The sequence below is a fragment of the Stenotrophomonas sp. PA-6-5C genome (assembly GCF_021605635.1).
Taxonomy (GTDB): Bacteria; Pseudomonadota; Gammaproteobacteria; order Xanthomonadales; family Xanthomonadaceae; genus Stenotrophomonas; species Stenotrophomonas lactitubi.
This window is the reverse complement of record NZ_WKEE01000020.1, coordinates 1-23364: the sequence shown is the minus strand read 5'-3', so window position 1 is coordinate 23364 and position 23364 is coordinate 1. Positions and strand designations below refer to the sequence as shown.

Annotated in this window: 19 protein-coding genes and 7 tRNA genes; 11 read left to right on the top strand and 15 right to left on the bottom strand. The window is 65.2% G+C overall.

Translation table 11 applies throughout. The annotated features are described in order from the left end of the window. Nucleotides 1–86: 86 nt before the first annotated feature. The 7 genes from GIW57_RS10690 to GIW57_RS10660 all read right to left on the bottom strand — a co-directional run bounded on the left by GIW57_RS10690 (nt 87) and on the right by GIW57_RS10660 (nt 9551). Nucleotides 87–989, bottom strand: a complete 903-nt coding sequence (locus GIW57_RS10690; protein WP_236510590.1) for a cation diffusion facilitator family transporter — start codon at nt 987–989, stop codon at nt 87–89. A 28-nt stretch (nt 990–1017) separates the two neighbouring features. Beyond that, nucleotides 1018–3306: an Orn/Lys/Arg decarboxylase N-terminal domain-containing protein gene (locus GIW57_RS10685; RefSeq protein WP_100460333.1), complete on the bottom strand. Its 2289-nt coding sequence runs from the start codon at nt 3304–3306 to the stop codon at nt 1018–1020. A gap of 20 nt (nt 3307–3326) precedes the next feature. Next, nucleotides 3327–4679, bottom strand: a complete 1353-nt coding sequence (gene adiC / locus GIW57_RS10680; protein WP_236510588.1) for an arginine/agmatine antiporter — start codon at nt 4677–4679, stop codon at nt 3327–3329. 78 nt (nt 4680–4757) lie between these two features. Then, complete coding sequence (locus GIW57_RS10675) at nt 4758–6200, bottom strand: DcaP family trimeric outer membrane transporter (RefSeq protein ID WP_236510585.1); 1443 nt, start codon at nt 6198–6200, stop codon at nt 4758–4760. A gap of 521 nt (nt 6201–6721) precedes the next feature. Further along, nucleotides 6722–7564 carry a thiol:disulfide interchange protein DsbG gene (gene dsbG, locus GIW57_RS10670; RefSeq protein WP_165377453.1) on the bottom strand — a complete coding sequence of 281 codons (843 nt, stop codon included), beginning with the start codon at nt 7562–7564 and terminating at the stop codon, nt 6722–6724. A 30-nt stretch (nt 7565–7594) separates the two neighbouring features. Next, complete coding sequence (locus GIW57_RS10665) at nt 7595–8398, bottom strand: TlpA disulfide reductase family protein (protein ID WP_236510684.1); 804 nt, start codon at nt 8396–8398, stop codon at nt 7595–7597. Between the two features lie 85 nt (nt 8399–8483). Then, the gene (locus GIW57_RS10660; protein WP_236510582.1) at nt 8484–9551 is read right to left on the bottom strand and encodes a helix-turn-helix domain-containing protein; all 1068 of its coding nucleotides are present in this window, start codon (nt 9549–9551) and stop codon (nt 8484–8486) included. Nucleotides 9552–9734: 183 nt separating this feature from the next. Between GIW57_RS10660 and GIW57_RS10655 the strand changes: the two genes are divergently transcribed. From GIW57_RS10655 to GIW57_RS10625, 7 genes are all read left to right on the top strand, one after another. After that, complete coding sequence (locus GIW57_RS10655) at nt 9735–10133, top strand: heavy metal-responsive transcriptional regulator (protein WP_236510580.1); 399 nt, start codon at nt 9735–9737, stop codon at nt 10131–10133. A 144-nt stretch (nt 10134–10277) separates the two neighbouring features. After that, nucleotides 10278–10353 (top strand) — tRNA-Ala (locus GIW57_RS10650). A 53-nt stretch (nt 10354–10406) separates the two neighbouring features. Further along, nucleotides 10407–10482, top strand: a tRNA-Glu gene (locus tag GIW57_RS10645). A 184-nt stretch (nt 10483–10666) separates the two neighbouring features. After that, a tRNA-Ala gene (locus tag GIW57_RS10640) sits at nt 10667–10742 on the top strand. A 49-nt stretch (nt 10743–10791) separates the two neighbouring features. Beyond that, nucleotides 10792–10867, top strand: a tRNA-Glu gene (locus GIW57_RS10635). A gap of 44 nt (nt 10868–10911) precedes the next feature. Further along, a tRNA-Ala gene (locus GIW57_RS10630) sits at nt 10912–10987 on the top strand. A gap of 49 nt (nt 10988–11036) precedes the next feature. After that, nucleotides 11037–11112: transfer RNA gene (locus tag GIW57_RS10625), tRNA-Glu, on the top strand. Nucleotides 11113–11175: 63 nt separating this feature from the next. Here GIW57_RS10625 and GIW57_RS10620 read toward each other — a convergent pair. Next, nucleotides 11176–11592, bottom strand: coding sequence for a GNAT family N-acetyltransferase (locus GIW57_RS10620; RefSeq protein ID WP_236510578.1), 417 nt, complete (start codon nt 11590–11592; stop codon nt 11176–11178). Nucleotides 11593–11670: 78 nt separating this feature from the next. Here GIW57_RS10620 and GIW57_RS10615 point away from each other — a divergent pair, with 78 nt between their 5' ends. Further along, entirely contained in the window at nt 11671–12627 is a 957-nt protein-coding gene (locus tag GIW57_RS10615) for an SOS response-associated peptidase family protein (protein ID WP_236510576.1), read from the top strand. A 9-nt stretch (nt 12628–12636) separates the two neighbouring features. Here GIW57_RS10615 and GIW57_RS10610 read toward each other — a convergent pair whose 3' ends face one another. Further along, entirely contained in the window at nt 12637–13017 is a 381-nt protein-coding gene (locus GIW57_RS10610) for a response regulator (protein ID WP_100460341.1), read from the bottom strand. Nucleotides 13018–13157: 140 nt separating this feature from the next. Here GIW57_RS10610 and GIW57_RS10605 point away from each other — a divergent pair. Next, nucleotides 13158–13243, top strand: a tRNA-Leu gene (locus tag GIW57_RS10605). A gap of 81 nt (nt 13244–13324) precedes the next feature. After that, the gene (locus tag GIW57_RS10600; protein WP_236510573.1) at nt 13325–13891 is read left to right on the top strand and encodes a GNAT family protein; all 567 of its coding nucleotides are present in this window, start codon (nt 13325–13327) and stop codon (nt 13889–13891) included. A gap of 18 nt (nt 13892–13909) precedes the next feature. On the opposite strand, the gene GIW57_RS10595 is transcribed toward GIW57_RS10600, so the two are convergent. Together GIW57_RS10595 and GIW57_RS10590 are read right to left on the bottom strand one after the other, a co-directional pair. After that, entirely contained in the window at nt 13910–15745 is a 1836-nt protein-coding gene (locus tag GIW57_RS10595; protein ID WP_236510570.1) for a methyl-accepting chemotaxis protein, read from the bottom strand. A 254-nt stretch (nt 15746–15999) separates the two neighbouring features. Further along, nucleotides 16000–16293 carry a hypothetical protein gene (locus GIW57_RS10590; protein WP_100460344.1) on the bottom strand — a complete coding sequence of 98 codons (294 nt, stop codon included), beginning with the start codon at nt 16291–16293 and terminating at the stop codon, nt 16000–16002. A gap of 160 nt (nt 16294–16453) precedes the next feature. Between GIW57_RS10590 and GIW57_RS10585 the strand changes: the two genes are divergently transcribed. Continuing rightward, nucleotides 16454–17542, top strand: a complete 1089-nt coding sequence (locus GIW57_RS10585) for a DUF5694 domain-containing protein (RefSeq protein WP_100460345.1) — start codon at nt 16454–16456, stop codon at nt 17540–17542. 30 nt (nt 17543–17572) lie between these two features. On the opposite strand, the gene GIW57_RS10580 is transcribed toward GIW57_RS10585, so the two are convergent. The 4 genes from GIW57_RS10580 to GIW57_RS10565 all read right to left on the bottom strand — a co-directional run bounded on the left by GIW57_RS10580 (nt 17573) and on the right by GIW57_RS10565 (nt 23097). Then, entirely contained in the window at nt 17573–17812 is a 240-nt protein-coding gene (locus GIW57_RS10580; protein WP_236510567.1) for a hypothetical protein, read from the bottom strand. Between the two features lie 63 nt (nt 17813–17875). Further along, the gene (locus tag GIW57_RS10575; protein WP_236510565.1) at nt 17876–20077 is read right to left on the bottom strand and encodes a PAS domain-containing protein; all 2202 of its coding nucleotides are present in this window, start codon (nt 20075–20077) and stop codon (nt 17876–17878) included. 203 nt (nt 20078–20280) lie between these two features. Then, nucleotides 20281–22674: a Tex family protein gene (locus GIW57_RS10570; RefSeq protein ID WP_236510563.1), complete on the bottom strand. Its 2394-nt coding sequence runs from the start codon at nt 22672–22674 to the stop codon at nt 20281–20283. 207 nt (nt 22675–22881) lie between these two features. Further along, the gene (locus GIW57_RS10565) at nt 22882–23097 is read right to left on the bottom strand and encodes a hypothetical protein (RefSeq protein ID WP_025879252.1); all 216 of its coding nucleotides are present in this window, start codon (nt 23095–23097) and stop codon (nt 22882–22884) included. Between the last annotated feature and the right edge of the window lie 267 nt (nt 23098–23364).

Sequence of the window (23364 nt, the reverse complement as noted above, 5' to 3'; positions counted from 1 at the left end):
AGTCTGCTACCTCAACTGCTGTTGAGGTCAAACCTATTGCATGCAACAGAGCGGCCCACCGCATGCAACGATCGGCTGCAACAACATCAGGTCCATGCCGGGTCCGCGGTGAAATCGATCGTCAGCCAGAACGTGCTGCTGCGCGCGTCCATCCGCACCGCGATCTCATCGCGCATCGCATCCACCTCACCCATCGTGCCCAGCGGCGTCGACGGCGAGGTCAGGATGTGGATCTCGATGAACCGCATGCGCCCCATCTTCGCGACATGGCTGGTGAAGCCTGCATAGCCATGCTCGGCCACGAATGCCTGCATCACCTGCTGCACGCGCTCGTCCAGGTCATCGGGTGCCACCTGCAGCACTTCCCGCATGGCCTTCCACGCACTGCGCGCCGGCACCGGCAACACCGCCAGGCTGATCAACGCCAGCACCATCGAATCCAGATAAGGCACCCAGTGGTGCCACTGCCCACCGTGCAGCGCCAGCGCCAACACGAAGGCCAGCACCACCGCCAGGCTCATCAATCCACCCAGCAGCCAGCCACGCACATCCAGCCACAGCAATGCCGACTGCAACCTGCGCGCACGCTGGGCCACGAACGCGGCCATGCCGAGGTTGCTGGCACTCAGCAGCGCCGCCCACCAGAGGGCGGGCCCGAACTTCACTTCGTGCCCGCCGGTGGTCAATCCAATCACCGCGTTGGCCAGCGCATACACGCAGGCCAACGACAGGATCACTCCGCCCAGCGCCTCGACCATCGGCTCCAGGTGCCAATAGCCGTACTGGAAGCGCGGACTGTGCTCCCGCGCCACCAACCGCAGCACCGACAACGACACCAGGGTCAGGGCTACGTCGACCAGGCTGTAGATGCCGTCGAACAGGATGGCCTGCGATCCCACCAGCAGGCCACCGATGAAGCCGACCGCGCTGACCGCCACGGTGACCCCGATCGAGAACTTCAGGATGCGTTGCTCGCGCGCGGTATCCATCGTTCGCCGAAGGGCCCACCGTACCGGCTCAGGCCTTCAGCACCTCCACCTTGTAGGACGGCACGTCGCCATCGCGCTCGATGATAAGGCCATGCACATCCGACTCGAAACCCGGGAAGCGCGCGTTCTGCTCGCGGGCGATGCGCAGCGACTGGATGATCGGCTCGTCGCGGTCGCCGAAGCGCTCGCCCGGCATGATCGTCGGGATGCCCGGCGGGTACGGCACCAGCATCGTCGCAGCGATACGGCCACTGATCTGCTCGATGTCGACCCGCTCGATTTCGCCCTTCACCAGGTGGTTGTAGGCATCGGCCGGAGTCATCACCGGTGTCGGCAGGTCCACGTACATCTCACGCATCACCTTGGCTACCGCGAACTCCTGGTTGAACGCATGCAGTGCGTCACACAGGTCACGCAGGCCCCAGCCGGCATAGGCATGGGGGTAGTCGGCAGCCAGCGACGGCAGCGCCTGGCTCAGCGGCGCGTTGCGGTCGTACAGCTCCTTGAACGCCATCAGTTCGGTAACCAGCGTGCTCCACTTGCCCTTGGTGATGCCCATCGAGAACAGGAACAGCACCGAGTACAGGTTGGTCTTCTCCACGGTGATGCCGCGGCCCCACAGGAACTTGCTCAGCACCGCTGCCGGGATGCCCAGCTTGGCCATGCTGCCGTCCATCGACAGGCCCGGGGTCAACAGGGTCACCTTGATCGGATCGATCAGCACATAGTCATCGACCAGGTTTTCGAACCCGTGCCAATGCGCATCGGGCTGCAGGTACCACTCCTCGCGCTTGGCGACCAGCGGCGCCGGTGTATCGCCCTTGTCCAGGCTGCGCTCGACCTGGGTCGGCTGCCATACGCTGAACCACCAGTCATCGCGACCCAGATCATCGCGCACGTGCAGCATGGCCCGGCGGAAGGCAATCGCCTCGTCATGCATTTCCTGCACCAGCGAACGACCGGCATCGCCCTCCATCATCTTCGAGGCCACATCGCACGCGGCGATCACCCCGTAGTGCGGGCTGGTCGAGGTATGCATCATGAACGCTTCGTTGAAGCGCTCGGCATCCAGGTCGCGGCTGGCCGAGTTGCGCACATGGATCATCGACGCCTGCGAGAACGCGGCCAGCAATTTGTGGGTGGAATGCGTGGTGAAGATGATCGCATCCTGCTCACGCGGCTTGCCCTTGGCCATGCCGTAGTGGTTCTCGTAGAACGGATGGAACGCGGCATAGGCGTACCAGGCCTCATCGAAATGCAGGAAGTCGACCGCGCTGCCGATCTCATCGGCGATCTTTTCGGCGTTGTAGCACAGGCCGTCGTAGGTCGAGTTGGTCACCACCGCGATGCGCGGCTTGGAGCCGGCCTGGTAGGCCTGGCTGGCCAGCGGATTGGCGGCGATGCGCTGCTGCAGCGCTTCCGGCGTGAACTGGTCCAGGCTGATCGGGCCGATGATGCCGTGTGCATTGCGGCTGGGCGTGAAGTACACCGGCACCGCGCCGGTCATGATCAACGAATGCAGAAGCGACTTGTGGCAGTTCCGGTCGACGAACACCACGTCGCCGCGGGCCACGGTGCCATGCCACACGATCTTGTTGGCTGTCGACGTACCGTTGGTGACGAAGAAGGTGTGGTCGGCACCGAAGTTGCGTGCTGCCTCGTTCTCGGCATCCTTGATCGGGCCAGTATGGTCCAGCAGCGAGCCCAGCTCCGGGACCGAAATCGACAGATCGCTGCGCAGCGTGTTCTCACCATAGAACTGGTGGAAGGCACGCCCGACCGGCGACTTGGTAAAGGCCACGCCGCCGGCATGGCCCGGCGTATGCCAGGAATAGTTCGACTCGGCAGCGTGATGGATCAGCGCCTTGAAGAACGGCGGCAGCAGGTTCTGCATGTAGTCTTCGGCTGCACGCATCACCTGCCGCGAAATGAAGCTCTTGGTGTCTTCGAACAGGAAGATGAAGCCGTGGATGTACTTGAGCAGCTTGCTCGGCACCTTCTCGATGGTGCGTCGCTCGCCGTACAGGAACACCGGCAGGTTGGCGCGGCGCGCACTCTGCTCGCGCAGGAAGGCGGTCAGGCGCTGGAACTCGCCATCAACCTCCTCGCTGCCGTCGATCGAGATCAGCACCGCCGAAGCGGCCACGTAGGTACGGGCACCTGCACGGGCATCGTCCAGGTTCAGGCCGCACAGCACGCGCTGGTCATTGCTGCGCAGCTCTTCCACCAGCGCACGGATGAGGATGCCGCCGATGCGCGGCGAGTCGTAGTCACCGTCGATGACGATGACCGGATAATCCAGGGACTTGAAATACACGTTGATTCTCCTTGTCTAACTCAGGAACGCTGGGCGCCGGACGAGATTGCCGCCGCCTCGCGGGAACGCTGCCGCTGCTGGCGACGCTCCTCGCTGAAGAAGGGATAGAACACGGTGATGAACAGCACGAACAGGAAGGCGTACTGCACGATCGTTCCCGACGAGCCATAGATCGCCCACAGGCAGTACACGACCGTCAGGCTGGTGAGGGTCCAGAACGCACCGGTGTGCACCAGCGTGTGCGAACGCTCCACCACGAAATAGCAGGCCACGCACGAGTAGATGTACGGCAGCAGGGTCAACACCACCGCCGCCGAGGTGATCACGTCGAACTGTGCAGAGGCGGTCTTCGAGGTGGAGGTCACCAGCACCGCCAGGGTCATCAGCACCGCCACGATCAGCACGCCCTTGACCGGCACGTCGTCCTTGTTGGTCTTGCTGAAGATGCTCGGGAACAGGCCATCATCGGACGCTGCCTTGGCGCTCTGCGCGGTCAGCAGGATCCAGCCGCCCAGCGAGCCGGCGGCGCCGACGAAGGCACACAGGCTGACCACCGCACCACCCCAGCCACCGACGGCCTTGGCCGCTGCCAGTGCGAACGGTGCATCGGAGGTCTGCAGTTCACCGTTGGGTACCATGCCCATGATCACCGACGAGCTGGCGATGTAGGCGATGGCGGCCAGGAACACGCCGGCCAGGGTGGCGCGGGCGACGTTCTTCTCCGGGTTCTCGACCACACCAGCGGTCACCGATGCCGATTCCACGCCGATGAACGCCCACAGGGTCAACGCCGCAGCACTGGAGATCGCACCGAAGTTCGATTCGCCGGACACGTTGTAGGCGCCCTTGAAGATGTCGGCATCGAAGAAGAACCAGCCGAAGATGGCGATACCCAGGATCGGCACCAGCGCAAAGCTGGTGGTGACGGTCTGCACGCGGCTGACGAATGCCGGGCCGATCATGTTGGCAAAGCTCAGCGCCCACACCAGGATCAGCACCGCGATGCAGCGCACCAGCGGCTCGGACAGGATCGGGAAGAAATAGCTGAAGTAACCCACCGCCGCGATGGGAATGGCAACGTTGCCTATCCAGTTGGCGAACCAGTAGATGGTGTTGGTCTGGAAGCCCATGTAGGGGCCGAACCAATCGCGTGCATGCGCGTACGGGCCACCCGCTTTGGGCGCCAGCTTGCCGAGCTTGGCGAACACGAAGGCCAGCAGCAGCGCACCGGCCGTGGTGATCAGCCAGCCCCATATCGAGGCGGTACCGATCTTGGCCAGGCTGGAGGGCAGCAGGAACACCCCTGAGCCCATCATGTTGCCGGCGACGAGGAAGGTGGCTCCGACCACCCCGATTTTCTTTGCTTCTGCCATGACAATCTCCTGTACCTGGCATGGGCCCGGTGAACCCGGGCGTGGGGAATGGCTACGCTGGCGTGCTGCCGCTGGCGCCTACTTGATGAAGTTGTATTGCAGGCTGCCCTGCACCCGGACCGTGTCGCCGCGCGCTCCGCCCTGCTGCTGCAGGCGGCCGTACAACAGCTCCATGCCCATCGTCCACGACGGTGCCGGGCTCCAGATCAGGTTGAACACGCCGTAGCGGCTTTGCCGGAATGCATCGGTCGGCAGCGCCGCATTGCGCTCCAGGGTCAGCTGACCGTAGATCAGGTTCGAGCGCCACAGATCCGACCAGTAATGGGTGTAGCCGACGAAGCCACCGTGCAGGTCCAGCGCATCGATGCGCCCATCGGCACCTACCACGGCATCCAGGCCCGAGCCGGTGAGATCGGCGGTGTAGCGGCTCAAACCGCGACCGCCCAGCGCGCCGAACAGCAGCAGATCGCGTTCCCCCACCGAGGCCGAGCCACTGAGCTGCGCGCCACCGGCAAAGACGCGGTCACGACGGGCATCGCCGTCGTAGGCCAGATTGCGCGCCACGACGCCCAGTTGCAGATGGCCCCAGTCGCGCTCCATCCGCGCGATGGCACTCACATCCGGCAGTCGATTGACTGCCGCCATCGCATCGCTGGCGCCGGCCAGCTCGGTGTCCGGGTCTTCGGCGGCCAGCGTCAGGGTGTTGCCCTTGCCCAGCGCAAAGCTGTGATGGATGCCGGCCACCAGCAGGTAGCCGGCGCCGCCGGGGCCCGCAAAATCCAGCGTGTCGGGCAGGCTGTCCGGATCCATGAAACTGGAATAGCCATAGCCCGCGTAGGTGTTGCCCAGCTGGCCATAGGCATGGCGCAGACGGAATTCATAGCCATCGCTGCTGCCGAAGAAATCATTCTCCAGATAGAAGCGCAGGTTGCCGTGCGTGGTCGGCCGCCGCGCCTCGAAGCTGAAACGCGTCTGCTTGGCGTGGATGTTGAAGTTCGAAACATCGCGATGGCTGCCGCCCACCGGCATCGACGAGGGAATGAACTGATCCTCGTCCCCTGCCCCGCGCGAATCCGCGATCGCATCGAGCTTGGCATAGCCGCCAATGCGGATCACGGTGTCGGTGCCGGGAATGGCGAAGAAGCCTTTCAGATCCGGATCGGTGGGGCCGGCGGCGCTGTCTGGACGCGAAGCCGCCGTTGAAGGATCGGCCACCGATTCACGCTGTGGCAGCACCGGCTGCGCGACGCCAGGCACCTGGGTGGGGTGAAGGATCCCACTGGTGGTTGGCACATTCAGGGTCGACTGCGCTGCTGCGGGCATCGGCGACGACGCGGCAACGGGGGCCGCAGCTGCATGCTCTTCGCGCCGTTCAAGCTGGTCCAGACGCTGCTGCATGCCTTCCAGCGTCTGCCGCATCGCGTCGATCTCGCGACGCAACGCCTGCGCATCGTCCTGAGCATGCAGCGGCATCGCTGCCATTGCCGTCAGACACCCCAGACTCAGTACCGCCAAGCGCATTGCATCCTCCCTGGACTGAAACTCCCGCTGTGCGGCCGTACAACGCGCGTGCGCCATCCCGACCTCAACGAGCCGTTGCTGGAAATACGGGTACTGCGTGGACAACCGTTGCCAGCCTGCGCGTTGCAGGCAACAGGGCAATGACACTGTCCCGATTGCCAACACTGCGCCGGAGTCGCTCCCACTGCAGCAGTGCTGCCGAAGGGGTGGCGACCGCAGGCGTCTGGGTAACAAGCGCTGGGTGAGAGTGTGGTGAATGGCATTGCGCGCACGCCCTCTCGAGGGCGTGACGTATGCGGCATCCATAGCGCAGTGACGCTGTAATCCATGCGCCAAGGCTAGTTCGACTGTCGTTTTTGGCCTTGATTGGGATCAAAGCGAAATGCTTGATGTCAGTCACGATTCAGACGTGACATCTGTTCACGACTTGCGCAGCCCTCATCGCCGGGACTGTCGCAGAAAGCAACAGGCCCGCACGTTGCCATGCGGGCCTGTTGCTCAAAACAGCATGTCGAGGTGCCTCAGCGTGGGCCGAGTACCGCCTGCAGATCGTTGCCCTGCGGAAGGCCAGCACGTCGCTGCACCTGGCCCTGCGCATCCTGGAACAGGATGCCCGGCGTGCCCTGGAAGCCCATCTCCACCATCAGCACCTGATTGGCATCCAGCTTGGCTGCGATCTCCCGGCTGATGTTGGGCAGCGGCTTGATGCCACCACGATCAAACTGATGCTCGTTCTCCAGCAGTGCCGCACTCGGATCGCGTGCGGCCATGATCGCCGCCGCCTTGGCCGGGCTGTCCTCACGGATCACGCCGACCATGATGTGCCGCAACTGCACCTTTCCTGCGTCCACCCAGGGGCGTGCCGCCTCCCAGAATTTGTGGCAGTAAGGGCAGTTGGCATCACTGAAGGTGTACACCACGCGCGGCGCATCAGCCTTGCCATCGCGTACCCAGGCACTGGTTTCAAGCTTGCTCCACATCTTGGCCGACATCGGCGCGGCAACCAGCTTCTCCAGCGTCTCGGCTGCAACTTCGTTGCCCTCGGCGTCGAACAGGCTGCCCACCAGCACGTGCTTGCCATCGGCGGTCACGTAAGCCGCCGCCGGCTGCTGGCCGCCAACCATGCCGGCAAAGCCACGCAGGCCGCCGGGCGCGTCGAATTCGGAGACCACCTCGAAGCCATGCTTCTCGATGCCCTTCAGGACAGCCGGCAACTCACCCTTCTTGGCGGCGGCCGATGCCGAAGCCGTTGCCGGTGCAGCGGCATCCTTGCCCGGCGGGGTCTGTGCCTGGCTGCAGGCAGCCAGCGCCAGCATGGCCGGCAGCATCAGCGTATGCGCGATGCGCGGGGAAATCGACAACATGGAAACTCCGTAGTGGGATGCCAGCGCAGGCTACCGCAGCCGGCGCAGTTTGTGTTCAAGACCGGCCTGGGTCAGTTCGCCGAGATGCAGTTCCTGCAACCGCCCCTGCGCATCGAAGAAGAGCGTGGAAGGGAAAGCCCGGACGTCCAGCGTGGTCGACGCAGCCGAAGCCTCATCCAGCAGGACGTTGCCCAGCGAGAGGTGTTCAGCAGCAAGAAAGGTCTGGACCTCGACAAGGGTCTCGCCCTGGTTGAGGAAGACGAACTGGATATCTGCATGTTTCTGCTGCGCCGTCGCCAGCACCGGCATCTCCCGGCGGCACGGGCCACACCAGCTGGCCCACAGGTTCAGTACCAGAGGCTTGCCATGAAACGTCTGCAGGTCAATCGCTCTGCCCTGCAGGTCGACCACCTGCAGCGTGGGCAGTGGCATCTGCTTTGCCTGCCAGTACGCGAGCCCCTGGCTTGCCCCGCCCCACAACAGCAACCCAACCAGCGCACCTGCCAGCACCGGCGCCCGCAACGGGCGCTGCCTGCGCAGCCGCCACAGCACCCAGGCAAATCCAGCGCCAACAACGACGGGCAGGTGGTACCCGCCATCGGCAATCTGCAGCACGCTCCAGGGAGCTTGGCGATAGAGGCTGAAATGCGCTGCGACAAAGGACAGCCGGCCACACAGCAGGCCAACCAGCAACATGTCCAGCACCATACCAGCGGCGGGCGGTCGAACCTCACCAGGCTCACCACGCGACCAGATCCGCGCAATGGCCATCGCCAGCAGCAGGAAAATCAGGATCAACACCACCGGCATCGGCACCGGCCCAACACTCGACATCCGCTCACCCGCTCTCGCCTGCACAGACCCGCATGGTCAAAGCGTCGAGCCCGCGATGCAAGCACGACGCATTGAACCGTGTTCATCAAGCGGCGCTGCGACCCAGCTGCGTGCCCGGCGAGGCGCGCAGCCCCCGCAGGCTGCCGGCCACGGCAGGCGTCAGCGGACGATCGCGGCGTTTGCTGCTGACGTGGCGACGATAGTTGGCGGGCGTCATGCCGACAATGCGCAGGAACAGCCGACGGAACGCGCTCTGATCGGCGTAACCCACACCCCAGGCAACTTCATCGATGCTGGCACCCTGCTGCAGCAACGTCTGCGCCTTGGCCACGCGCAGCCGCTGGCAATACTCGATGGGCCGCAGCCCGGTCGCCTTCAGGAATCGACGCTGCAGGGTGCGCGGTTCCAATCCGGCGATCTCGCAGATCGCCCCCAGCGTGGCCCCACGTGCAGCCGTGGTATGCAACCAGCGCTGCGCCTTCAGCACGTCACGGTCGCCGTGGGCGAAGTTGGCACTGAATCGCTCCAGATCCTGCTGGATGCCGACCGGCACCACGATGCCCAACTGCTGTGCCACCGCGCTGGCCACGCCCTGGCCGTGCAGCCGGTACAGCAGGCGCAAGCCAAGGAAGCGCCACGCCTGGGCGCCGCCCACGGTAAGCAGATCGCCGTCATCGACGAGCGCCCGCTCACTGGGCGCCGAGCTGCCGACCTGCACCTGCAGCGCCGGATGGCGGTTGAGGTCAGGGCCGGACACCGTGCGCCCGGTCAGCAGACCGGCCCGCGCCAGCACACTCACCCCGTCACCGGCGGCGGCCAGCAGGCTGCCGCCATCGTAGTGGGCCCGCAACCAATCCAGCAGGACGTCTTCGGCACGCACCGACGTGCTGGAACTGACCTGCCCCGGCAAGGCGATCACCGCAGGAATTGCCGCGTCCAGCATCTCGGCACCGGCGATGCGATGCACACCGGTATTGCTGGCGGGCACGATCCAGCGGGTCACCAGCACCCGCTTGCAGGGCCGCCGCTGCTGCTGTGCCAGGCGATTGGCGACGTGTGCCATTTCGGCAAGCACCGACGCAGCCGACGGGTCGCCTCCGGGGTATTCAACCACCGCAACCTCGACGAATCCCTCGTTCCTGATTCCCTCCACTCCCCACCTCCTCTTCCGGTTCAGGCCGTCGAGCGGCCGGTTCAGGCGCAGGGTAGGAACTGCTTTGCCCTGGGGGATATGAAGAAAGTTGCAAAGTGTGCTGAATAGGCGATGCCGGCAAAGCCTTGACTCTTGACCAGAGTCCAGGGATGACTATGCACGGCAGGTCCCCAGGAGTCCGCCGTGAACATTGGTCAGTTGGCACGTCAGGCAGGCGTTCCCATCGATACCGTCCGCTACTACGAACGTCAGCAGCTTCTGCCCACCGCAGCGCGCTCGGCAGGTGGCTACCGCATCTTCGGCGAGCAGGACCTGCGACGCCTGCGCTTCATCCGCCGGGCAAAGGCGCTGGGCTTCAGTCTCGATGAGATCGGTGAACTGCTTTCCCTCAGCGACCATCCTCCGCAGGACATGGGCAGTGTGCGTGACACCGCGCTGGTACGCCTGCAGGACATCGAACTGCGGATGGCCGAACTGCAACGCATGCATGGCGCCCTCTCCCAACTGGTCGATGCCTGCCCCGGACATGGCGCGCTCGACCAGTGCCCGATCCTGGCAGCGCTGACCGGGGAAGACCGCTGAACCCTTCGCGTCTGCATCGACACATGTGCTGCCCGGCATGCGGAAAACGCAGCTGCGCCACCGCGCGCGTTACGTGAAGAAAAGTGCAACAAAGCGCTTGCCAACCCCCGGGGGCACAGCTATTATTTCGCTCCTCAGCGACGTGGGGCCATAGCTCAGCTGGGAGAGCGCCTGCATGGCATGCAGGAGGTCAGCGGTTCGATCCCGCTTGGCTCCACCATACTTTCGGCATTAGGCCGTCGAAAGGTCGCAAAGAACATTGATGAGATCTGCGTCCCCATCGTCTAGAGGCCTAGGACATCACCCTTTCACGGTGGCGACCGGGGTTCGAATCCCCGTGGGGACGCCACTCATCATGAACAACGAGGACCCGGCCGATAACCGGGTCTTTTTTGTTCACCGCCCACCGGCATTCAGGTTGTGGCGTCGGAACGCTCCCTGCCCTTGTGGCAATGAACGGCTCGATGAAAAAAGCTTCAAAAAAAGCTTCCACAAATGTGAACAGGCAGGTATGATAGGCGGCTCGGTAACACGGGGCCATAGCTCAGCTGGGAGAGCGCCTGCATGGCATGCAGGAGGTCAGCGGTTCGATCCCGCTTGGCTCCACCACTTTCGACATTAGGCCGTCGAGAGTTCTACAACTTGAAGTTTTTCGTGCGTCCCCATCGTCTAGAGGCCTAGGACATCACCCTTTCACGGTGGCGACCGGGGTTCGAATCCCCGTGGGGACGCCAGTTTCAAAAAGGACCCTGCTCCCAGCAGGAATCCGAAGTTTCATGGGGCCATAGCTCAGCTGGGAGAGCGCCTGCATGGCATGCAGGAGGTCAGCGGTTCGATCCCGCTTGGCTCCACCACTTTCGGCATTAGGCCGTCGAAAGTTCTACAACTTGAAGTTTTTCGTGCGTCCCCATCGTCTAGAGGCCTAGGACATCACCCTTTCACGGTGGCGACCGGGGTTCGAATCCCCGTGGGGACGCCAATCTTTGAAACCCCGGCTTCGGCCGGGGTTTTTCTTTGCCTGCGATTCCGCGATGACCGCACCTCAGAACCGGCGATACATGCCGATCGAGGCTGGCGCGGTCGGCGCAAAGCCAAACTGCGCATACAGCCGATGCGCTTCGCCATCGGCCAACAGACTCACATACGCCGACGGCGGCAGATTGCCCTGCATCCAGTCGCTCAGACGCTGCATCACCGCCTTGCCCAGACCCTGACCCTGCAGACGCGGTAGCACGGCGATATCGCAGACCTGCAGATGGCAACCGCCATCGCCGATGATCCGGCCCATCGCTACCAGCTCGCTGCCCTGGAAGGCACAGACGCCGAAGACGGTGTTGGGCAATGCCCGCGTCGCCGCCTCGTGCGTCTTTGCGCTGAGGCCGGCCAATGCGCGCAGCTGGCAGTAGTCCTCGACCGTCGGCACCGCCTCGCGGAACTGGATCGTCTGTGGATCATTCATGCAACGTCTCCTGGAAGGTCAGGCTATCCTGCCGCATCCTCGTCGCAGCCGCTGCGACCCTTCTTCCGGCAGAGTCCCATGTGCTATTCCGCCCTGATCCGCGCCGACTACGCCAAGCTGGTGCGCGAGTTCGGCGCCGTCCTCTCCCTGGAGGAATTCGCCGAACTCTATGCGCATGATCCCGGCAAGAAACGACCGAAGACGCCGAAAGCCATGGACGACGGTTTTGCTGGTGCGCGCACCGAACTGGGCCGCGACATCGTGGCGAAGATCCAGCAATGGCATGCACAGGAGCGGCAGCAGTTGCAGGCCGAACTGCAACGGCAGCTTGAACGTCGCGACATCGCCAATGCCACCCTGGCCACGCGGCCCACACAGAAGGCACGCAATGACCTGCGCGTTGCCGGCAACCGCATCGACCGTGCGCAGGCACGGCTGGACGACCTGCATCGGGAACAGCTGCTGCCACGCGACAACCGAATTTTTCCCGGCACCTACGCACCGGTGATGGTCAGCGAGAATGGCCGGCGCGTGATCAAGCCCATGCGCTATCAATGCCGGCTGCCGGACAAGCCCGCGCGCAACGATGTGCTCTACCCGGGCACCTACAATGCGCGGCGGGACAGCCTGGAAGGCTATTGGCGCGGGGCCTTCGGGCTGCGCCACGGCGTGGTGGTGGTACAGGCGTTCTACGAACACGTACCTCGCCACGCCATTGCCGGCCGTACCTTGCACAATGACGAGAAGGCACAGGACGCAGTGCTGGAATTCCGCCCCGACCCGCCGCGCGATCTGCTGCTGGCCTGCCTGTGGGCCGAGTGGGACGGTCCGGAAGGCCGCCTGCTGTCTTTCGCCACCATCACCGATGGACCGTCAATCGATGTCGCCGCTGCCGGCCATGACCGGGGTGTACTGCCGATCCGCGCCGAGCATCTGGACGCATGGCTCAACCCGGATCAGGACAACCTGGCTGCACAGTACGCCATCCTCGACGACCGCGAGGACATCCGTTACGTCTACGAGGAAGCCGCTTGAGCGGCTGGGTCAGGCGTTGGCGCTGGAACGCCCAACGGCGCGGACCAGGGCCTTGGAAAGTTCCGCCGACAGGTAGGGCTTGATCAGCAGCACGCCGGATTGCATCGCGACCGGCAGTTGTTCAGCGGCCATGCCGGTGGCGAGCACGAACGGCACGCCACGCGCAGCCAGTGCCGCAGCAACCGGTTCGCTGGTCTCGTTGTGGGCCAAGCGGTAATCCAGCAGGGCCACATCAGGGGCGGCCTCTTCCAGCAAGCGCAGCGCCTCGGCAACGGACGCGGCCAGGCCTACGACCAGAGCACCGGACTGCACCAGCTGCATCTGCAGCAGGGCTGCACTCATTTCATCGTTTTCGACTACCAGCACCCGCAGGTCCTGCAACGCTGACATAGCGCTATCGCTCCTGTGCCTGTTAAGCCTTCACAGTATAGCCAGCAGCCAGCCGTTACCGACAATTCAACGCCATTTCGGCCCCGTTCGCCCGCACCTCTATGAACGCCCGCCGGGCTCGGGTACACTAGCCCGCTGCTGCCGGTGTGGCGGAATGGTATACGCAGCTGACTCAAAATCAGCCGGGGGTGACCCCATGAAGGTTCGAGTCCTTTCACCGGCACCACGATCAAAGGCCAGGTCTACGACCTGGCCTTTGTCGTTTCCGGTCTTGCCCTGCCCGACCGACGCCGCCGACACTGGAGCGATGGCATCACACCCCACTCCAATCCTTCCCGCAGCGTTCCAGGCCCACCTGCGCCAACTGGTCCCGCAGGACGCCGTCGCCTGGTCGAACTACCTGTCGCTGCCGGGCGTGATCGAGCACACCAGCTGGGGCGATGTCTCTGTAGAGGCTCTGCAGCGGCAGATCGCCGACCATGCGCGCAGCACGCGATGCCGCCGCTGGGCGATCCTCGACAGCGACGACCAGCTGCTCGGCACCGTCGGCCTCAACGACATCGACATCGAGCACCACCGCGCCGAACTGGCCTACGACCTGTCCCCTGACCACCAGGGACGCGGGCTGGCGACCGGGGCGGCGCGCGCGGTCATCGCCTGGGCGCATACCGCACTGGGTTGCGTGCGCATCCAGGCCACCGTACTCGACAGCAACCTGCGATCCATTGCCGTGCTCGAACGCGCAGGCATGCAACGCGAGGGATTGCTGCGGTCCTATCGCCATGTCCGTGGGCAGCCGCGCGACTTCTGGATGTATGCGCACACTCACCCGCAGCTGCATGGCGGCCAGGGCGACGACCGCGCCGCCCCATAGGCCGCGCGGGTCTGCACGCTACACCACCCGCAGCGCCGGCGCATGCACGCCATGGCCATGCCCCGCCCCCGCGTGCACACGGAACCCTGCCACCGTCTGCAGCAGCTGAGAGGACTGCTCCTCCATGCTGCGCGCAGCCGCTGAGGCCTCTTCCACCAGCGCTGCATTCTGCTGCGTGCCCTGGTCGATCAGATCCACCGCGTGGTTCATCTGCTGGATGTCGTCGCTCTGCTGTTGCGCAGCGGCACTGATCTCGGTCATCAGGTCACTGACCCGGCGCACGTCGACCACGATCTCGTCCATGGTCCGCCCTGCACTCTCGACCTGCGCCGTTCCGGCGCCGACGTTGGCAACCGACGCATCGATCAACTGCTTGATCTCCTTCGCAGCACCCGCCGAGCGCTGCGAGAGCTCGCGGATCTCGGTGGCGACCACGGCGAAACCACGACCATGCTCACCGGCACGCGCCGCTTCCACGGCCGCGTTCAGCGCCAGTATATTGGTCTGGAACGCAATGCCGTCGATCACCCCGATGATGTCGACGATGCGACGCGACGAGGCATTGATCACCGCCATCGTCGAGACCACTTCATGCACCACCTGGCCACCGCGTGCGGCCACGTCGGCGGCGCCGCCGGCCAGTTGGCTGGCTTGGCGCGCGTTGGTGGCGGTGCGCTGCACGGTCTCGGCCAGCCCCTTCATCGACACCGCGGTTTCTTCCAGCGATGCCGCCTGCTGCTCGGTGCGCTGGGACAGGTCGTTGTTGCCTTCGGCGATTTCGCTCGCACCCACCGCAATGGTGTCCGCGGCGAACTTGATCTGGCCGATGATCCCGGCCATCGCTTCGACCAGCGCGTTGACGCCGCCGCACAGTTCGGCGATCGGGCCGCTCTTGTCGGCCATGGCGATGCTCCGGGTCAGGTCGCCTTCCTTTGCCGACGCCACCACCTCGCGCGTCTGCGCCACCGCGCGCTGCATGGCCTGGCTCTCATGCACCTGTGCGGTGATGTCGGTGGCGTACTTGACGACCTTGAACGGCCGTCCGCCGGCATCGAGGATCGGGTTGTAAGACGCCTGGATCCATACTTCGCGGCCACCTTTGCCCAGCCGCCGGTACTGGCCTGCGTCGTACTCGCCGGAGCCGAGCTTTTCCCAGAACCGGCGATACTCGACACTGGCCCGGTAGTCGGGCTCGACGAACAGCGAATGATGCTGGCCGCGCACTTCTTCCAACGTATAGCCGGTAGCAGCCAGGAAGTTCGCATTGGCCGCCAGGATGCGGCCATCCATGCTGAACTCGATCACCGCCTGCGATTTGTCGATGGCGGCCAGCTGTCCCGCCGACTCGGCCGCCTGCTGCTTCTGCGCCGTGATGTCGGTCGCGAACTTGACCACCTTGTAGGGCCGCCCGTGCTGGTCAAGCACCGGGTTGTAGGACGCCTGGATCCATATCTCACGCCCCCCCTTGCCGAAGCGCCGGTACTGCCCTGCATCGAATTCACCGCGGCCCAGCCGCGCCCAGAAGTCGCGGTATCCGCTACTGCGCGCGTGCTCGGGATCGACGAACAGGGAGTGATGCCGGCCCTGGATCTCATCCAGGCGATAGCCCACTGCCTGCAGGAAGTTGTCATTGGCCTGCAGGATGGTGCCGTCGAGGGCGAACTCGATGACCGCCTGCACCCGATGCAGTGCGGCAACCTGGGCCTCAAGCTCGACGTGCCGCCGATGCTGCTCGGCCACCTCCGTGGCGCGGCGCTGCCTGCCCAACACCCCCAGCAGCGCGCGCAGGGGAGACCAACGGGTGAGCACTTCGGCCGGCGCCTGAGCACCTTCCATGGAGCCTGAAATAAGCATCGTCTGATCCTCGGTGTCCGGGTAGCGGTTGCGACCCGCCGGGCGGGATGCCCGGCGGCAACTTCGATTGCCTGGGACTGCAGACGCCGGAAGGCGTCACTCGAGCGACTGGCAGAAACAGCAAGGCAGCTGCGATCGTCATCAAACAGCGGCGGAGCACACAGCACGGGCCGCCCATCGGAGGCAGCCTCGGGTCCGGCAGCGGGAGCCAGCAGCGGGCTCCAGAGAAGGTATCGGCGCGGCGGCCAACAACTTTAGGGAGCCAGTCCCCGGTCGGCAGCGCGCCGCAGAACCCAGCGCAGCAGCATCGTTGCCAGCACCGCCGGCAGGTAGCCCAGACTGCCGCAGACGACCAGCAGCGCAGGTTCCACCAGTGGCCCACCACCACCCAGGAACCAGTTGCGGGTGGCGAGGATATACAACGCGAACGGCACCAGCAGCAACGGTGCCAGCCGCAACAGCTGCCACCGCCATCTGCCCGGGCCGATCCAGCCAGCCAGTGCACCCAGCACGGCACCTGCGGCTACGATGGTGGCGATTTCATCCATGACGCGCTTCCGGAAGTCTTCCAGCCACCATTCTGGACCAGCGCCGACGGAAAGGGGATGCAGCAGGCGCGCAGAAGGTTGCAATGACCATCGGGACATCCTTTGCCGGCCCGCTGCCGGCAGCATGCGCCCACTTACTGGATTTTTGCTGGGAGGCAGCATGCTTCGACGCTTGAGCGCCATCATCATCCTCAGCCTGTGCAGTGCCGGCGCAGTGGCCAGCGACGCGGGGTTCCGTCCCAGCTTCCATCCCGACCAGCTGAAGGGACCACCCGCCGGTCGCCACAACGAAGTGCTGGTGCTTGGGACAGCACATCTGTCGGAACTGCCAAAGACCTTCGAGCCGGCCCTGCTGGAGCCCTTGCTGGAGCGTTTGGCACGTTGGCGCCCGCAGGCGATTGCCACCGAAAACCTGTCCGGCCTGCAGTGCGACTTCATGCGTCGCAATCCCAGCCGCTATGCCGAAAGCGTTGAAACCTACTGCTACGACACCGATGAGGCCCGCGTCGCCACCGGCCTCGACGTGCCCAGCGCCAACGCCGAGATGGGACGCCTGCTGTCGGCATGGCCGGCAAGCCCGACAGCAGCGCAGCGTCGGCACCTGGCCGCGGTGTTCCTGGCCGCTGGCGAGCGCGGATCGGCACAGGTGCAATGGCTGCGTCTGCCTGTGCAGGACCGGATCGCCGGCGACGGCCTGGATGCTGCGCTCGTCGGGATTCTCGACAAGAGCCTGACCCGCCGCAATGAAACCAACCTGGTGGCGGCAGTCCTCGCTGCCCGCCTGGGGCTGGAACGCCTGTGGGCAGTGGACGACCACACCGCCGATTCGCCCACCCCACCCGAGGACAAGAAGGCGGCACGCGAAGCGATGATGAAGGCCTGGGACAACCCGCACGCAAACGCACGGCGGGACGCCGACGAGCCGCTGTATGCCAACATCGGCAAGGTCGGTGGCGTACTGGACCTGTACCGCGCCTACAACCGCCCCGGCGTCGGCTTGCAGGCCTACCAGGCGGACTTCGGCGCCGCGCTGGTCGAGGCGTCCCCGCAGGGCTTTGGTCGCAACTATGTGGGCTACTGGGAAACCCGCAACCTGCGCATGGTCGCCAACATCCGCGAAGTGCTGGGCCAGCAGCCGGGAACACGCCTGCTGGCGATCGTTGGCGCTTCGCACAAAGGCTACTACGAGGCCTATCTCAACATGATGCACGATGTGCAGCTGGCGGATGCGGAAGAAGTGCTGCGCTGAGGCCGGCACCTCATCAGAGGAGCAACTACGCTACCGGCGTTGCTGCGCATCACCACGCCCGGCGCGCCAGATCGTCACGCTGGCAGCGACGATGCAGCCCAGCGTAACCAGCAGCATCACCGCCACGCCCCACTGCACCACGGGGACCAGCATCCGGGCCTGCTGATCGTTGCGCAGCTGCTCCAGCCGCAGCCAGCCGGAGAGAGCCAGGGACCAGCCGACAATGGCCGGCGCATAGGCACGGACTGCACTCAGGTTCCAGAACGTCATTTCGTTTGCCTGCGAAGGTGGGCGTGGGCGCAGTATTCGCCGCGCCCCTCTCACAGGTTGAGATCAGCCGTCGCCGAGGTCGCTGCCGTCCGCCGGCGAGCCGCTGGGCAGTTCACTGGTTTCGCCCTGCACCTGCACGTTGTTGCGGCCCATCGCCTTGGCCCGGTAGCACTGGGCATCGGCGGCCGCGACGGCCTGGTCCACGCTCATGCCGGCAGCAAGCGGCGCGATGCCGATGCTGGCGCCGATCCGCAGCTGATGCTGATCCCACGGAATGGACAGGCTGGACAGGGTATGCAGCAACTCACCGCCGATGCGCGCCGCGCGCCGTGGGCTGCACCCGGACAGGATCACCACGAATTCGTCACCGCCCAGCCGTGCAACCACATCCGAATCGCGCACACCGTGCCGCAACACGCTGGCCACGGCCCACAGCACTGCGTCGCCGGCCAAGTGCCCAAAGGTATCGTTGACTGGCTTGAACCGGTCCAGGTCGATATACATCAGCGAAGCCGCCTGGCCCGTCCGCTCGACCCGGGTGATCGCCTGCTGCAGATGCACTTCGAAGCCGCGGCGGTTACCCAGTTCGGTCAGCGGGTCCATCTCCGCCAGGTGTCTCGCCTCGCGTTCCCGTGCACGCTGCTGCGTATCATCGCGCAACACCCACACGGCGCCGCGCACCTGCCCTTCGTCGTCACGCAACCAGGCCCGGGTGAGATCCACGGGCACTGTCGCCGCCCCCATCCGCAGCAGCAGGTCGGCATGCAGGTCCACGGCATTGCTTTCCGGATCCAACAGTACGCTGACGTCGAGCTGCGATTGCGGTGCGTATTCGGTGGTCAACGACAGCACGTCCTGCACGAGATGCCCGGCCAGCGACAGTGCGCCATCGCCGGCGAGCATTCGCACGGCAGCCGCATTTGCATATTCGATGCGTCCATCCAAGGCAACACTGAGCACCAGGTCAGCGACGGCATCCAAGGTGATGCGGCTGCGCTGTTCGCTTTCGAACAGGCGCTGCTCGCTGCTGCGCTGGGCGCTGACATCCTGGATCTGCGACACGAAATGCAGCGGTTCGCCGCGCTCATTGCGTACCAGCGATACCGACAGCCGCGCCCATATGGTGTTGCCATCACGGCCCACGTAGCGCTTTTCAAGGTGATAGTGCGTGCGTCGCCCCGCCAGCAGATCCTGCACCAGGGCCAGGTCGGTCTGCAGATCGGCCGGATGGGTCAACCGCTGGAAATCGACCTGCAGCAGCTCCTCGCGCGGGTAGCCAAGAATGCGGCACAGCGCATCGTTGACATCCAGCCATCGCCCTTCCAGTGACACCAGTGCCATGCCCAGTGCCGCCGAGGTGAACGCACCGGCGAACTTGTCCGCCGCAAGACGTGCCTCGGCGCGGGCCTGCAGGATTTCAGTGATGTCGATGGCCATGCCGACATAGCCGATGCACTCACCATCGGCGCCATCCATGCGGCTGATCGACAGGCGCACCTGGCGACGCTGGCCATCCTTGCGCAGCAGCGTCCACTGCCGCGAATACGTCTGGCCGTCGGCGCGCGCACTGAGTGCCTCGAACACGCCGGGAACCTGTCCGTCAACGGTCGCCAGCGGTCGCAGCCACGCCTGCAGTTCAACCGGGTCGTGGAAGGCGTCCAGCCGGCGCCCACCCACTACTTCAGCAGCGGTGTAGCCGAGCAGCCGCTGCGCACCCGTGTTGAACAGGGTGATGGTGCCGTCGGTGTCGGTGGCGATCACCGCCACTTCGTCGGAGGCATCCACCACTGCCTGCAGGCGCTGGCGCATTTCGGCCGCATCCTGGCGCGCGCGCTGCAGTTCGGTGACGTCGGCATGGGCGCCTGCCATCCACAGCGGCCTGCCCTGCCCGTCCCACTCGAACACCCGTCCGCGGTCGTGGATCCAGATCCATTCGCCATTCCGGTGGCGCATCCGCAACAGACAGACATAGTGGTCGGTGCGGCCATCGAAGTGGTCCTGCAGAGCTGCATCGGACAGCGCCAGATCATCTGGATGGACCAGCGCGATGAAGGTCTTCTGGCAGATCGGCTCCAGCTCGTCCAACCGGTAGCCGACGATCTCGGCCCAGCGTTCGTTGACCCGCATCTGCCCGCTCTGGACGTTCCATTCCCAGGTGCCGGCCGCAGTGCCCTCGATGATCATCGCCAGGCGACGGCGCTCTTCGGCCAGTTCCTGCAGCCGGCGCTCCAGCAGTGCGTTGCCGCTGTTGCCCTGATCGGCCATCAGCCGCCTCCCCTGCAGACGCAGCTGCCCGCAGGCCGTGGCGAGGCGCCACAGCGGTCACGGAACAAGGCGGATGGTGCTGACGGCATGGCCTCCCCAGCGACAGCAGGGGCCCAGGCGCCCCTTCCGGCGCAAGTGTGCGCATTGCCGGGGAACATCGACAAGTCCCCCGCCCGGATCGCGCCGGGAGGGGGACGGCGGACTCAACTGCGCTTGGCCCGGGCGAACGCCTCGGCCAGGGCATTGTTGGCCGGCGGCGCGGCCGGTGCCGGGCGTCCGCCGGTGCCCGGGTTGCGCCCCTGGCCACGTCCCTGCCCTGGGTTGCCGGCGTCGCGGCGCGGCGCCTGCCCCTGGCTGCGTTCGTCGCGGCTGCCCGGGCGGCTGGTGGCCTGGCCAGGCGTGTCATCCAGGCGACGGGTCAGGGCGATGCGCTTGCGCGGCACATCCACCTCCAGCACTTTCACCTTGACGATGTCGCCGGCCTTGACCACGTCGCGCGGATCTTTCACGTAGGTATCGGACAGCGCCGAGATGTGGATCAGGCCGTCCTGGTGCACGCCGATGTCAACGAACGCACCGAACGCGGCCACGTTGCTGACCACACCCTCCAGCACCATGCCCTCGCGCAGGTCCTTGATGTCCTCGACGCCTTCGGCGAAACGGGCCGCCTTGAACTCCGGGCGCGGATCACGGCCGGGCTTTTCCAGTTCCTTGAGGATGTCGCGCACGGTCGGCACACCGAACGTTTCGTCGGTGAACTGCTCGGCCTTCAACCCACGCAGGAAACTGCCATCGCCGATCAGCGCCTTGATCGGGCGCGCAGTGCTGGCCACGATGCGCTCGACCACCGGATAGGCTTCCGGATGCACCGACGATGCATCCAGCGGCTGATCACCATCGGCGATACGCAGGAAGCCCGCACATTGCTCGAAGGTCTTCTCGCCCAACCGCGACACCTTCAACAGGTCCTTGCGACGCTTGAACGGACCGTTGTCATCGCGGTGGCGCACGATGTTCTCGGCCACCGTCGACGACAGGCCCGACACGCGCGACAACAATGCAGCCGACGCCGTGTTGACGTACACGCCAACAGCGTTCACGCAGTCCTCCACGCGCGCATCCAGCGCACGCGCCAGGCGGTACTGATCCACGTCGTGCTGGTACTGCCCGACACCGATCGCCTTCGGCTCGATCTTCACCAGCTCGGCCAGCGGATCCTGCAGGCGGCGCGCGATCGATACCGCGCCACGGATCGACACGTCCAGATCGGGGAACTCTTTGGCCGCCGTTTCCGACGCCGAATACACCGAAGCCCCGGCTTCGCTGACCACGATTTTCTGCGGTGCGTTGTCGCCCAGCGCCTTGATGGCTTCACCGGCCAGCTTGTCGGTCTCGCGGCTGGCAGTGCCGTTGCCGATCGCGATCAGCTGTACGTTGTGCTTGGTGCACAGCTGCTTGATCGTCTGCAGCGACTGCTCCCACTGCCGGCGGGGTTCGTGCGGGTAGATGGTATCGGTGGCGACCAGCTTGCCGGTGGCGTCGACCACGGCGATCTTGCAGCCGGTGCGGATGCCCGGGTCCAGGCCCAGCACGCTTTTCGGGCCAGCCGGCGCGGCCAGCAGCAGATCCTTGAGGTTGTCGCCGAACACCGCGATGGCTTCGGCCTCGGCCTTCTCGCGGGCCTGGTTGAACAGGTCCAGCAGCAGGTGCATGTGCAGCTTCGCTCGCCAGGTCAGGCGGCAGGCATCCAGCAGCCAGCGATCACCGGGACGCCCCGCATCGCGAATGCCGGCGTTGTGCGCCACGCGCCCTTCAGCGTACTGATGCCCCGCCTCGGCATCCTTGCCCGGGTCCAGTTCCAGGAACAGGATCTCCTCGCGGCGCGCACGGAACAACGCCAGCAACCGGTGCGAGGGGATCTTCGCCAGCGACTCGGCGTGTTCGAAGTAATCACGGTACTTGGCGCCCTCGGTTTCCTTGCCCTCGGCAACGCGGGCGCGGATCACGCCCTGCTCGCTCAACCAGCTGCGCAGTTCACCCACCAGCGTGGCGTCCTCGCCCCAGCGCTCCATCAGGATCGCGCGGGCACCTTCCAGCGCGGCCTTGGTATCGGCCACGCCCTTGTCGGCATCCACGAACGTGGCAGCAAAGACCTGCGGATCCCGTGTCGGATCGCCCAGCAGGCCGTCGGCCAACGGCTCCAGCCCGGCTTCGCGGGCGATCTGCGCGCGGGTGCGGCGCTTGGGCTTGTACGGCAGGTACAGGTCTTCCAGCCGGCTCTTGGTGTCGGCGGCGAGGATCTCGTTGCGCAGCTCATCGCTGAGCTTGCCCTGTTCGCCGATGCTGGCCAGCACCGCCGCACGGCGGTCTTCCAGTTCGCGCAGGTAGGTCAGGCGGGTTTCCAGGTTGCGCAGCTGGGTATCGTCCAGGCCGCCGGTGACCTCCTTGCGGTAGCGGGCGATGAACGGAACGCTGGCGCCTTCATCGAGCAAGCCGACGGCGGCGCTGACCTGGGCGGTCTGGGCACCGATTTCATCGGCGATGGTCTGGGCGATCTGCTGGGCGAGCTGGCGCTGGGCGTGCTTGGCGTCGTGCATTGTTTCCGGCCTGGGCCGCATTGCGGGAAAGGCCCATTCTTGCAATGCGCGGGCGGCAGGGACAAGGCGTTGACAGAACGGCGGTTCAGGCGGCGGGTCCAGATCGGACGCCGGCATCCTGGCAAGTGGGGCTCGGACTGGCCCCGGGGCTGGGATGCCGGCGCGGACGCGCGATGGTGGAGCGCGTCCTGCCGCGTAGTGCGAAGGTCAGCGGTAGTGGCGGGCGGCACGCTGCATGACGATGTCGTCACGCAGGCTCTCAAGCGCCATCAGGCGGACCTTGCCGACACCCTGCAGTTCCATGAACCGCTCCGTGTAGAACTCCGGCCCCAGCGCGGTATCGGCGCGGGATTTGCTGAAGCCGTAGGGCACCACGCCCTTCTCGCCATCCTTGCTACCACCGACATAAAGAACGATTGCCATGTGATGTCTTCCTCCAAATTGCTACTGCGTACTGCACACGATGAGCGGTACTTGCGAGCCCATCGGGGTAGAGCTTACCGCGACCAAGCTGACTGGAACGTCACGAAGACTAATGACGATCGGTTGCATGCAGATGACTGCGGGATCGCAGCAGAATGCTTACGTATCTTTAACTTCCGGCTAACGAATAGAGGGTTTCCAGCCAACGGCGCAGCCCCTCGTGGGTGGTCGCGAAATGCGGTTCATGTGATTGGGCCGGGCAGGATG